Here is a 12,641-nt window from a genome sequence, read left to right as displayed (position 1 = left end):
CGGACCTCGCTTCCCTACCCCGGCCCGGCTCTCTTGTCACCGGATCGAGGTGACGGTTTCGAGCCGAAACAACCCGAAACCATGCCACGTTTGACCAACGGATTGACGCCGTCAAGACGCCAATCGGCTCACTCATCTCATCGAAAGAAATAGAGCCAAACCCCCGACCATGCCCGCCGACCGGCAAATCACCGGCTGGGCGCAAAAGGGCGGCGGCCCATGGGGATCGAGCCGCCGATGCTCGCGAGCGGTGCGCGTCAGGCGGCCGTGTGGACCTTGCGGTTCTGTTCGCGCGTCTTGAGGAAGCGCAGGGCCGGATAATCCTCCTGCGAACGGTTCAGGTGCCAGGCGTTGCGGGCCAGGAACACCAGAGCGCCGTCATGGTCCTCCGCCAGAGCCGAGCGGTTGAGGTCGATGAACTTCTCCAACTGGACCTTGTCGTCGGTCTCGATCCAGCGCGCGGCGTCGAGCCCGGCCCCCTCGAAGCGGGCCTGGAGTCCGTATTCCGCCTCGATGCGGGCGGCGAGCACCTCGAACTGGAGCTGACCGACCACGCCGACCACCCAGTCGGCCCCGGTCAGCGGCTTGAACACCTGGGAGGCGCCTTCCTCCGCGAAATGCTCCAGCGCCTTGCGCAGATGCTTGACCCGCATGGGGTCGTCGGGCCGCACGCGCTGCAACAGCTCCGGCGCGAAGCTCGGCACGCCGGTGAAGCGCAGTTCCTCGCCCTCGGTCAGCGTATCGCCGATTCGCAGGGATCCGTGGTTGGGGATGCCCATGATGTCGCCCGGCCACGCCTCTTCCGCCACCTCGCGGTCGCGGGCCAGGAACAGCACGGCGTTGTTCACCGCCATCAGCTTGCCCGAGCGGACATGCTTCAGCTTGGCGCCGCGCTTGTAGCGGCCGGAGCAGAGGCGGACGAAGGCGATGCGGTCGCGGTGGTTGGGGTCCATGTTGGCCTGGACCTTGAACACGAAGCCGGTGATCTTCTCCTCGTCCGGTTGGACGGTGCGCGGATCGGCCGGCTGCGGGCGCGGCGGCGGCGCGTTCTCGGCCAGACCCGACAGCAGCTCGCGCACGCCGAAATTGTTGATCGCCGAGCCGAAATAGATCGGCGTCAGGTGGCCGGCACGGTAGGCCTCCAGATCGAAGGGCGGCATCAGGCCGCGCGCCATCTCGACCTCCTCGCGCAGCTTGGCGGCGGCGTGGGCCGGCAGCAGCTCGTCGAGGCGCGGGTCGTCGAGGCCGTTGCACTCGATGCCCTCGTCGATCTCGTCGCCCTTGCTGCGGTCCATCAGGATCAGCCGGTCGCGGATCAGGTCGTAGCAGCCGAGGAAGTCGCGGCCCATGCCGATCGGCCAGCTCGCCGGAGTGACCTCCAGCGCCAGCGAGCTTTCGATCTCCGAGATGAGGTCGAACGGGTCGCGGGCCTCGCGGTCCATCTTGTTGCAGAAGGTGATGATCGGCACGTCGCGCAGGCGGCAGACCTCGAACAGCTTCAGCGTCTGGGATTCGATGCCCTTCGCCCCGTCGATCACCATCACGGCGCTGTCCACGGCGGTCAGCGTGCGGTAGGTGTCTTCCGAGAAGTCCTCGTGGCCCGGCGTGTCGAGCAGGTTGAAGGTGCGCCCGTCGTAATCGAAGGTCATCACCGAGGCGGTGACCGAGATTCCGCGTTCGCGCTCCACCTTCATCCAGTCGGACTTGGCGCGGCGCTGCTCGCCGCGCGCCTTGACGGCGCCGGCCATCTGGATGGCGCCGCCGAACAGCAGCAGCTTTTCCGTGAGCGTGGTCTTGCCGGCGTCGGGGTGCGCGATGATGGCGAAGGTCCGACGGCGGGAGACGGCGTCCTGAAGCTCGGACATGCGCAAGAGTCCCGTGACTGAGGCGAAAAACGATGCGAACGGCGAAAAGGGCCGACAGGCGGAACACGCCCATCGGCCCTCGTCGCATTACATAGCAGCCGAAGCCGCCGGTTTCCAGAGGCTTGGCTCAGCCCACCGCCGGATCAGAGCGCCAGCTCGGCGATCTGCACCGCGTTGAGGGCGGCGCCCTTCAGAAGCTGGTCGCCGCAGACGAAGAGGTCGAGGCCATGGTCGCCGAAGACGAGGTTGCCGCGGATGCGGCCGACCTCGACGTCGAACTGGCCGGCGGCGTTCAGCGGCATCGGGTAGGCGCCGTTGGCCGGATCGTCCACCACCTTGACGCCGGCGGCGTCGGCCAGCACCGCGCGGGCGGCGTCGGGCGTGACCGGCTGGAGCGTCTCGATGGTGATGGCCTCCGAATGCGCGCGGTAGGTCGGGATGCGGACCGCCGTGCAGCTCAGGGCCAGATCGGGCAGATCCAGGATCTTCCGCGTCTCCCAGGTGACCTTCATCTCTTCCTTGGTGTAGCCGTTGTCCTGGAAGGCGTCGATCTGCGGGATCAGGTTGAAGGGGATCGGGTGGCGGAACACGCTGTTGGTGACCGGCTTGCCGTCGAGCTGGTTGCGGGTCTGCTCCTCAAGCTCGGCCATGCCCTCGGCGCCGGCGCCGCTGGTCGCCTGATAGGTCGAGACGATGACGCGGCGAAGGCCGAACGCCTTGTGCAGGGGCCCGAGCGCCACCACGGCGATGGCCGTCGTGCAGTTCGGGTTGGCGATCAGCCGGCTGCCGGCCTGGAAGGCCTCATGGAAGGCGGCGGCGTTGATCTCCGGAACGATCAGCGGGATGTCGGCGTCGTAGCGGAAGGCCGAGCTGTTGTCGATCACCAGCGCCCCGGCCGAGGCGAGAGTCTTGGCGTGCTCCTTGGCGAAATCGCCCGACACGGCCAGCAGCACCACGTCGTAGCCCTTCACCACCTCGGCGTCGAAGGCCTTGAGGGTCAGCGGGCCGTAGGGGCCGTCCTGCACCTTGCCGGCGCTGCGCTCCGACGCGAAGAGGGCGATCTCGGAAACCGGGAAGTTGCGGGCGTGGAGGACGCTGACCATCTCGCGGCCCACGGCGCCGGTGGCGCCGACGACGGCGACGCGGCGGGGGGCGGGGCTGCTGGCTTGGTTGCTGCTCATTGTCGGGGTCCGTTCCTGTCTGGTCCTGGTGGTTGGACCGGACGAAGACCCCGGATACGACGAGGCCCCGTCCGTGTCCGGCGGGGCCTGCCTCGTGGAAGATACGCGCGGATCGGTCCGATCAGCACACGCCACGAGACGGCCCGCCGCAGCGAGTCGCTTTTTTCGTAGTCGTGGTGGTGATGGCGATGCGGATCATGGTCAGGCTTCATACTGGACCGCGCGGGGCTTGTAAAGCGCCCGCGCGGCCGTCGTCGCATTTATCTCGGTCCGGCCCCGGTTACGGCCGGAAGCCGTCGCCCTCGTGGGTCGGCTTGACCGGATGCACGTCCCAGATCTCCTTGGCGTACTCGTTGACCGTGCGGTCGGAGGAGAACCAGCCCATGCTCGCCGTGTTGAGGATCGCCTTGCGGGTCCATTCCTCCGGATCGCGGTAGAGCTGCATCGCCGCCTCCTGCGCCCGGCAATAGTCGGCGAAGTCGGCGGTCACCAGGAAATGGTCGCCGCCGTCGGTCAGCGCCTGGAGGATCGGGTGGTAGCGGTTGCGGTCGTCCGGCGAGAAGACGCCGGTCGAGATCATGTCGAGCGCCCGCTTCAGGCTGGGGTTCGAGGCGATGACCTCGCGCGGGTTGAAGCCGCCCGACACCCGCAGGTCGTTCACCTCGTCGGCGGTCATGCCGAAGATGAAGATGTTGTCGGGGCCGACATGCTCGCGGATCTCGACGTTGGCGCCGTCCAGCGTGCCGATGGTCAAGGCACCGTTCAGCGCCAGCTTCATGTTGCCGGTGCCCGACGCCTCCATGCCGGCGGTGGAGATCTGCTCGGAGATGTCGGCGGCCGGGATGATGATCTCCGCCGCGGTGACGTTGTAGTTGGGCAGATAGACGACCTTCAGGTTGTCGTGCACCGACGGGTCGTGGTTCACCACCTTGGCGACGTCGTTGATCAGTTTGATGATCAGCTTGGCCATGTGGTAGGAGGGCGCCGCCTTGCCGGCGAAGATCTTGGTGACCGGCACCCAGGAGACGGTCGGGTTGTCGCGCATCTCGTTGTAGAGCGCCACCGTGTGCAGCACGTTGAGAAGCTGGCGCTTGTACTCGTGCATGCGCTTGACCTGCACGTCGAAGATGCTGTCGACCTGCACCTCCTCGCCGGTCTGGCGGGCGATGTAGGCGGCCAGCCGCTTCTTGTTCTTGCGCTTGGCCCGGCGGAACTCCTCGCGGAACACCACGTCGTCGGCCTTCTCCTTGAGCGCCCCGATCTGCTCCAGGTCGGAGATCCAGCCCTCGCCGATGCGCGACGTGATCAGCTCCGACAGGGCCGGGTTGGCCTGCTTCAGCCAGCGGCGCGGGGTGATGCCGTTGGTCTTGTTGTTGATGCGGTCGGGGAATTCCTCGTGGAAGTCGGCGAAGACCGTCTGCTTCATCAGGTCGGTGTGCAGCGCCGAGACGCCGTTGACCTTGTGCGAGCCGAGGAAGGCCAGGTTGCCCATGCGCACGCGGCGGTCGCCGCGCTCGTCGATCAGCGACAGGCGCGACAGCTTGGCGTTGTCGCCCGAGGTCCGCGCCTTGGAGCGGTTCAGGAACTTGGCGTTGATCTCGTAGATGATCTGCATGTGGCGCGGCAGAACGCGCTCGACCATCCGCACCGGCCAGGCTTCCAGCGCCTCCGGCAGCAGGGTGTGGTTGGTGTAGGCGAAGGTCGCCCGCGTGATCTCCCACGCCGCGTCCCAGCGCAGCGCGTGCTGGTCGACCAGCAGCCGCATCAGCTCGGCGATGCCGATCGCCGGGTGGGTGTCGTTGAGCTGGATCGCCGCCTTGTTGGGAAGATTGTCGAAGCTGGTGTGGTGCTGGAGATAGCGGCGCAGGATGTCCTGCAACGACGCCGAGGTGAAGAAGTATTCCTGCTTGAAGCGCAGCTCCTTGCCGGTTTCGGTCGCGTCGTTCGGGTAGAGGACGCGGCTGAGATTCTCCGACAGGATCTTCTGCTCGACCGCCTTCATGTAGGCGCCGTCGTTGAAGTGCCCGAAGTTGAAGTCGCGCGTCGCCCGCGCCGACCACAGGCGCAGCGTGTTGATGGTGTCGCCGCCGAAGCCGACCACCGGCGTGTCGTAGGCCATCGCCAGAACGCGATCGGCGTCGACCCAGCGGTAGGCGCGCTCGCCGACGCTGTCGCGGAACTCCTCGACGCGGCCGTAGAACTGGACCGGGTAGAGCACCTCCGGCCGGGCGAACTCCCAGGGGTTGCCGAACTGAAGCCACTGTTCCGGGTATTCGACCTGCCAGCCATGCTCGAAGCGCTGCTCGAACAGGCCGAACTCGTAGCGGATGCCGTAGCCGTAGCCGGGCAGCCCCTGCGAGGCCATACTGTCGAGGAAGCAGGCGGCGAGACGGCCGAGGCCGCCGTTGCCGAGCGCCGCGTCCGGTTCGGAATCGGTGACGTCGTCCATCGACAGGCCCAGCCGGTCGAGCGCCTGCCGGCACTCCTCGATGATGCCCAGGTTGGACAGGCTGTTGGTCAGCAGCCGCCCGATCAGGAATTCGAGCGAGAGGTAGTAAACACGCTTGGCATCCTCGTGGTAATAGCTGCGCGTCGTGTCCATCCAACGGTCGACGACACGGTCGCGGACGGCCAGCGCCACGGTGTGGAACCAGTCGCGGCGCGTCGCGGCGCGGGCGTCCTTGCCGACCGAATAGACCAGCCATTCAAGGAATGATCGTTTGAGGCCGTCGACATCCAGACTGCGGCGTTCGATTTCACGGGATTTGTACCGAGCGTCCATGTCTTGACCTTCTGCGTTGACTGGGCCAGCGGGAGCGGGAGGATCACGAGGGGGCGTGGATCACACGGCCGGCGCTTCCTGACGACAACAGTCCATTGGCTTGGTTAAGCATTGCTTTCCGGAATCGGCGGAGCGCCCGCTTTCCCTTTGGTGCAAAGGGAGTAGGATGGCTCGCCCTCCTCTTCCGACCCCTCAACGATGCGTCACGAAATCGATCCTGTCCACTGCGCCGCAACACCGATTGCGTTCCGCCGGGCCGAATTGCGCGACATTCCGGCGCTGCTGGCCATCGAGGATCTGTGCTTCCCGACCGACCGGATGAGCCGGCGCAACTTCCGCTACGCCATCACGCACGCCAAGGGCGCGTTCCTGGTGGCCGAGCGGGCCGGGCGCGTCGCCGGCTACGGGGTCGTCGGGTTCCACGCGGGGACGCGGATCGGCCGCCTGACCTCCTTCGCCGTCGATCCCGGCTGCCGCCGGCTGGGGATCGCCCGCCGCCTGCTGGCGGCGCTGGAGGACGCGGCGCGGGGCCATGGCTGCCGCGCCATCCGGCTGGAGGTGCGGCGCGACAACACCCCGGCCATCGCCCTCTACACCCGCACCGGATACGGCGTGTTCGGCCTGTACCTCCAGTATTATGAAGACGACATGGCGGCGTTGCGACTGGAAAAGCGGCTGGAGGCCTGAATCGTTCCGGTCCGGCAACCGTCGCGCGCCCTGTCATAACGATAGGGTTAAGCCTTTCTGCGGCCGTTGGGCCGAAATCGCCGCCCGACCTCGCCGAAGTCGCTCTTTCCGCCCTCGGCCGGGGAACAACCCGGATCGCCCCGCGTTCATGAACCAACGCGATCATCACCGGGAGCGTTCTCCAGAGCGGTCCGCCGCCGGAAGCGCCCCCTTGCCGAGCGATGAGGGACCTATGACGACCGTTCGTTCCGCGCGCCTTTCCGGCTCCATCGGCCGGGCCTTCTAACCGCCGTTACCGACCCCGACACCGCCTTGTCACTCCCCGGAAACCGGCCCGCGGCCGAACCGCGCGCCGGATGGGGAATCGTCGTCTCCGTCCGGGCGCCACCCGGCCGGCAGCCTCGCCGCGCCTCCGAACGGGACGCGCGGCGGACGGGGACGCGGCATACCTTGTGGAGGAAATAACGATCATGGCGTACTCGTTCGAATCCGAGCTGATCCGCTGCATGCCCAACCTGCAACGCTACGCCTGCAAACTGACCCGCGACGCCAGCGCGGCGGAGGACCTGATGCAGGATTGCCTGGCCCGCGCCCTTTCCCGTCAGCATCGTTTCGAACCCGGCACGAACATGCAGGCGTGGCTGACCACCATGCTGAAGAATCTGCATTTCAACAACCTCCAGCGCGACCGCCACGTCACCAAGGTGGAGCTGTGGGACGGCGCCATGTCGGTCGAGGCCGCGCAGATGTCGCGGCTGATGTTCCGCGACGTCGACCGCGCCTTTTCCGCCCTCACCCCCAGCCAGCGCAAGGTGGTGAAGCTGGTCGCCATCGAGGGGCGCCCCTACCAGGAGGCGGCGGAAACGCTGAACGTGTCGATCGGCACGATCCGCTCCCGCCTGTGCCGTGCCCGCGAACGGTTGAACAACCTGATGGCCGCCTGACCCTTCCTTTCCCTTTCCCCGACTCGCCCGAGGCCCCTCCCCTTCGCGGGGGAGGGGCCTTTTCCATGCTCGCCCGCTCATTGCCATCCGCCGGATCGAGCGCCGGAGTCAGTCCCGGAATCAGCCCTGGAATGCCCCGGAATCAGCCATTGACCACGGTGCCGCCGTTCGGATGCAGCACCTGCCCCGACATGTAGGAAGAGTCGCTCGACGCCAGGAACACATAGGCCGGCGCCACCTCGTCGGGCTGGCCAGCGCGCTTCATCGGGGTGTTGCCGCCGAACTCGGCGACCTCCTCGGCGGTGAAGGTCGAGGGGATCAGCGGGGTCCAGATCGGGCCGGGCGCCACCGCGTTCACGCGGATGCCGCGCTCCGTCAGCGCCATCGACAGCGAGCGGGTGAAGGCGACGATGGCCCCCTTGGTCGCCGAATAGTCCAGCAGCTTCGGGCTGCCCTTGTAGGCGGTGACCGACGCCGTGTTGATGATGCAGGCCCCCTCGGCCAGGTGCGGCAGGGCGGCCTTCACCAGATGGAACTGGGCGAAGACGTTGGTGCGGAAGGTCCGCTCCAGCTGCTCGGCCGTGATGTCCTCGATCGACTCCTGCGGGTGCTGCTCGGCGGCATTGTTGATGAGGATGTCGAGGCGGCCATGCTCCTCGATCATCCGCGCCACCGCCTTGCGGCAGGTCTCCTCCTGGCCGGCGTCGCCGCGCAGGAGGGTGCAGGGACGCCCCTCCGCCTCCACGAGACGGCGGGTGTCCTCGGCGTCCTCGTCCTCGCACAGGTACAGGATGCCGACTTTGGCGCCCTCGCGGGCGTACAGCACGGCGACGGCGCGGCCGATGCCGCTGTCGCCGCCGGTGATCAGCGCCACCTTGTCGCGCAGCTTGCCGCTGCCGCGGTAGCCGGGGGCCGTCTCGGATGGCTTGGGGTGCATGGGCCCCTCATGGCCGGGGCGGCTGTCCTGATGCTGGGGCGGTTGGCGGCTCTCTTGTTGGGCCATGGCCTTCTCCTTTGCGGTGGTCCGGATGGGGCGACCGGAACATGCGTTGCACCGTCACAACAGAAGGCGGATCCAGGCGTTCCCGGTGGAAATGGCTGGGAACAACCCTCCCGCACCGCTGTTACCCTCCGCGAGAGACACGGAAAAGGATGATGCCGCGGGCCGAACGTCGAAGGGGAGAGCGTGGACTGAGCCTTTCGTCCGACTGGCGAAGGCCACGTTGCACACCATAAGATGAGGTAGGCACCGTTCCGCCAGCCCACGCAGGATGGCAACACCGCCGAATGCCGTACGGTTTGTTTTCGTCCCCTGGGCTTGATCCCCGGCGACCTCCGGGAACGACAGACATGAAGCGTGTGACGATGACCGATATCAACGCCTATCTGGACGGCGCCCTGGACGACCAGGAGCGCCAGCGGTTCGAGAGCGCCGTCGAAAGCGATGCCGACGCCAAGGCGCTGCTGTCGCTTCACCGCCAGCATGTCGAGGAGCTTCACCGGCTCTACGACCCCGTGCTCGACGAGGAGGTTCCCTCCCGCATGCTCGATCTGTTGCGCAAGCGGAACAGCTAGCGGCGCGCTTGCGCGCGCTCCACGCCGTCGAAGAGCGGAATGACGCAGGACAAGGCGACCGGTTCGGTTCCGGCCGCCTTTTTTATAACCCGGCGCAGGCCCGAACGGCTTTTTCGCATGCGCGGGACGGCGCGTTCGGCTATCGGATCCAGGCAAGCCGGCCGGCGGAACCGCGCCGGGGCTCGACCGGAACCGGATGAGAAGACGGGCATGGCGCGCAGACGGGCCGAACCGAGCATCCTGCTCGGCCCCATTCTTTATTTCCGCGGCGAGCAGCGCGACCGCTGGTGGCTGTCCGCCCTGTTCGTCCTCGACGGCGAGGTCGAGCCGGAGGATCTGCGGGTCGACGGCGTCACCCTGCCCGTTCCGCCACGCCATCTGACCCAGTGGCGGCGGCGCCATGTCTGGCGCTTCGACTTCGCGGTGCCGCGCGGGATGCAGGACACCGACGTCACCTACGGCTTTCCCGAGGGGCCGTCCTGGAGCATCGTCGTTCCGGGCCGCTTCTCGCGCCCGCGCCTCGCCTTCGTCTGCGGGGGCGGAACGACCGGAACCGGCGGAGAGCCCGGCCTGTGGGGGGACCTGCTCGCGCGCCACGCCACCGACCGCCACCATCTTCTGCTGCATGGCGGCGGGCAGATCGACGGCGACGCCGTGATGGCGGACTCCCCGCAATTCGCCGCGTGGCGCCGCCAGTCCGGACGCGCGCGCGCGGCCCAGCCCTTCTCCCCGGCGATGGCGGAGGAACTGATCGACGCCGGCTTCGAGCGCTACCTGCACCAATGGGCCCAGGCGGACACGGCGCAGACCCTGGCCAGCATCCCCTCGGTCATGATGTGGGACGACGCCGACATCGCCACCGGCTGGGGCCGCCTGCCGGAAGCCGAGGCGGCGACCAAGGTCATGCGCGGCGTCCTGATGGCGGCGCGGCGCAACGTCTCGCTGTTCCAGATGGGGGCGCTCGCCGAGTCGCCGCCCGACTGCGCCTGGGGCGCCGCCCGCGGAACGGCGAGCCAGGGCTTCCTCATCGGCGAGACCGGCCTGCTGGCGCTCGATGCGCGCGCCGAACGGACACGGAGCCGAGTCCTGTCCGACCACAGCTGGGCGCAGTTGCCGGACTGGCTCGACCGTTTCCAGGATTGCCGGCACCTGATCCTGATGACCGGAACGCCCCTGCTGTTTCCGGCGACGGCCGGGCTGGAACGGTTGGCCTCCTGGCTGCCGGGGATGGCCGGACGGGCCCGGTCGCTGGGGGACCAATGGCGCAGCCGGGACCATGCCGCCGAATGGGAGCGGCTGATCGGCGCGCTGACCGACTTCTCCCGCCGCACCGGCTGCCGGGTCACCGCCCTGTCGGGCGGCTCGGGCTTCGCGGGCCGTTCGGTGCTGCGCGGCGGCGGCGTCGAACTCTGGCAGTTGCTGGGGCCGCCGCTGACCGCGACTCCGCCGGCCGGCTGGCTGGCCCAGGCGGTGGAGCGGCTGGCGGCGCGGCGGGAACAGCCTTTGCCGGGCCATGGGCTCGACACGCCGGCCTTCGCGGAAACCGGCCGCCGCACCGTCGCCAAGCGCGGCTGGCTCGCCCTGGCGTTCGACGGCAAGGGGCAGCTGCACGCCCGCTGGACCGCCGAAAAGGACGAGACGCGCTACGCCCAGGCGATCTGAATGCCGGCGATCCGAAGCGCGGCGATCAGAGCGGCCGTTCGACCACGAACAGCAGCCCCGGCACGCCGGCGCCCTTTTCCCGGCGCGGGGTGCAGGGCTCCATCAGCCGGATCGGCAGGCCGGCCGCCTTGGCCGTCGCCCGCAGATAGGTCTCGGCGTGGGCGTAGCGGCGCGCCGGGCCGAGGGTGAAGCCGTCCTCCGGCGAGCGCTCCACCGTCGCGGCGAACCGGCCGCCCGGAACCAGCGCCCGCGCCGCCGCCCGGAAGACCGGATCGAGGTCGCCGATGTAGACCAGCACGTCGGCGGCCACCAGCAGATCCCAGGCGGCCGGGGCCTCGTCGAGCGCGGCCACCACGTCGCCGACCCGCAGATCGTCGTAGAGCCGCCGGTCGCGCGCCTTGTCGACCATGCGCGGCGACAGGTCGACTCCCGCCAGGAACCCGGCGAGCGGACGGAAGCTCACCCCCGCCAGACCGGTGCCGCAGCCGAGATCGAGCACCCGCGGCCCGGCGGCCGGCCCGATCGCCCCGGCCCCCACCCTTGCACCGGATCCGCTCACCCGGTCCACCGCCGACCGCAGCAGATCGGGAGCCGCGTAACCGAGCTTGCCCAGCAGATCCTGGTCGAAACGGTCGGCGTAGCGGTCGAACAGCGCCCGCACATAGGCGGCGGACAGATCGGCCCCCTCCCCGGCCTCCAGCGCCGCGATCAGGGGCGCGGTGCCCAGCCGGTCCTCCGGATCGAGGGCGCGGGCGCGGCGCAGGGCGCTCAGCGCCTTCTCCGGTTCGCGCAGGGCGATCCAGGCGCGGCCGACCGCATGGTGCAGCGCCGCGTCGTCCGGCGCGCGGCGGGACAGCGGTTGCAGCAGCTCCACCGCGGCGAGGGCGTCCCCGGCGGCGACCAGCGCCTCGGCCAGCTCCAGGGCGGACTCGGAGTCGTCGGGGCGCAGCGCGGCGGCCTCCCGATGTTCGGCGAGCGCCTCCGCGGCGCGGCCGGCGGCGCGCAGGGCGCGGGCGTGGCCGAGACGGACCGGCGCCGAATCCGCCCGCTCCTCCGCCAGGACCCGGTAGAGGGCGACGGAGTCGTCCAGCGCGCCGGCGAGCCGCAGCGCCTCGGCGAGCCCCAGCCGCCACGTCCAGGAACGCGGATCGATGGCGACCGCATGGGCGTGGGCCGCAACGGCGCCGGCCGTCTCCGCCAGGGCGGCCCAAGCCTCGCCGTTGCCGGGATTGGCGGCGACCGCCAGGCGGAAGGCGGCGGCCGCACCGTCGGCGTCACCGGCGTAGAGGCGGTCGTACCCCAGTTGAAACAGGCTGTCGATGTCCACGGCGAAAGCGCCGGCGGCCGGGTCCGATGACACGCGCGTGATCCTCAAGGATGCGGGGGAACGAAACGGGGCGCCCGCCCGGCGGCTCGCGGCGACTCGCCCGAGTCCGGGGCGTTCGCGAGGCTGGAGCCGGGTCATGGGGCGGCACAGCTTATTGCCCGATCATGTTGCGCCGCGCAAGGGGGCCCCGAAAATGATCCGGCCGTGTGATTCCGGCGACACGCGGTTGCAGTAGCCCTTTTTTCGTAGGGTCTCGCCCAACCGTTCGGAGAGGTCATGCCCCATTGTGCAGTTTCGGCTTAATTCAAAGGCTTATGACCGGAATCACAGGGCATAGGCACGCCGATTCGCCGCCCTCTGTGACATTCGACGAGCGAAGGGTGTGGTATTACCAGGGCGCAAGTGGGTTGACGATGGATCAAATTTTTGGAAATGTCACCCCGGCGCCCGATTGGGAGGCGTCGAACCCAGGTTAGGAGGCGGTCGCCGTAAGCGACTCGGCGATCGGAAAAAGGACCCCGCGCAGGGGGTCAAACAGCCACCGTACAAGGCGGGGCACCAGACAGAGGAGGTCGGAGATGCGAGGACGAAAACAGCGCGTACGCGCCACATTGGGTG

At 68.7% G+C, this 12,641-nt stretch carries 9 protein-coding genes; 4 read left to right on the top strand and 5 right to left on the bottom strand.

The features are described 5' to 3' along the window. Positions 1–257: 257 nt before the first annotated feature. The 3 genes from JN22_RS25885 to JN22_RS25875 all read right to left on the bottom strand — a co-directional run bounded on the left by JN22_RS25885 (position 258) and on the right by JN22_RS25875 (position 5,828). Positions 258–1,865, bottom strand: coding sequence for a peptide chain release factor 3 (locus tag JN22_RS25885; protein ID WP_085556625.1), 1,608 nt, complete (start codon positions 1,863–1,865; stop codon positions 258–260). Between the two features lie 143 nt (positions 1,866–2,008). Continuing rightward, positions 2,009–3,046 (bottom strand): aspartate-semialdehyde dehydrogenase, encoded by a 1,038-nt coding sequence (locus JN22_RS25880; RefSeq protein ID WP_085556624.1) that lies wholly within the window; start codon positions 3,044–3,046, stop codon positions 2,009–2,011. A 280-nt stretch (positions 3,047–3,326) separates the two neighbouring features. Then, positions 3,327–5,828: a glycogen/starch/alpha-glucan phosphorylase gene (locus JN22_RS25875; protein WP_085556623.1), complete on the bottom strand. Its 2,502-nt coding sequence runs from the start codon at positions 5,826–5,828 to the stop codon at positions 3,327–3,329. 198 nt (positions 5,829–6,026) lie between these two features. Between JN22_RS25875 and JN22_RS25870 the strand changes: the two genes are divergently transcribed. Both JN22_RS25870 and JN22_RS25865 read left to right on the top strand, forming a co-directional pair. Beyond that, positions 6,027–6,515: a GNAT family N-acetyltransferase gene (locus tag JN22_RS25870; protein ID WP_085556622.1), complete on the top strand. Its 489-nt coding sequence runs from the start codon at positions 6,027–6,029 to the stop codon at positions 6,513–6,515. A 470-nt stretch (positions 6,516–6,985) separates the two neighbouring features. Further along, complete coding sequence (locus tag JN22_RS25865) at positions 6,986–7,459, top strand: sigma-70 family RNA polymerase sigma factor (RefSeq protein ID WP_085556621.1); 474 nt, start codon at positions 6,986–6,988, stop codon at positions 7,457–7,459. A gap of 142 nt (positions 7,460–7,601) precedes the next feature. Here JN22_RS25865 and JN22_RS25860 read toward each other — a convergent pair whose 3' ends face one another. Continuing rightward, entirely contained in the window at positions 7,602–8,462 is an 861-nt protein-coding gene (locus JN22_RS25860) for an SDR family oxidoreductase (RefSeq protein WP_085556620.1), read from the bottom strand. A 347-nt stretch (positions 8,463–8,809) separates the two neighbouring features. On the opposite strand from JN22_RS25860, the gene JN22_RS25855 reads away from it, so the two are divergent. After that, a complete protein-coding gene (locus JN22_RS25855) occupies positions 8,810–9,034 on the top strand; it encodes an anti-sigma factor family protein (protein ID WP_085556619.1) in 225 nt (74 codons plus the stop codon). A 210-nt stretch (positions 9,035–9,244) separates the two neighbouring features. Continuing rightward, the gene (locus JN22_RS25850) at positions 9,245–10,696 is read left to right on the top strand and encodes an alkaline phosphatase D family protein (protein ID WP_085556618.1); all 1,452 of its coding nucleotides are present in this window, start codon (positions 9,245–9,247) and stop codon (positions 10,694–10,696) included. A 25-nt stretch (positions 10,697–10,721) separates the two neighbouring features. On the opposite strand, the gene JN22_RS25845 is transcribed toward JN22_RS25850, so the two are convergent. Further along, positions 10,722–12,056, bottom strand: coding sequence for a tetratricopeptide repeat protein (locus JN22_RS25845; RefSeq protein ID WP_085556617.1), 1,335 nt, complete (start codon positions 12,054–12,056; stop codon positions 10,722–10,724). Positions 12,057–12,641 lie beyond the last annotated feature (585 nt).

Source organism: Azospirillum agricola, from assembly GCF_020005195.1.
Lineage (GTDB): Bacteria > Pseudomonadota > Alphaproteobacteria > Azospirillales > Azospirillaceae > Azospirillum > Azospirillum agricola.
This window is presented reverse-complemented; position numbering and strand designations above follow the sequence as displayed.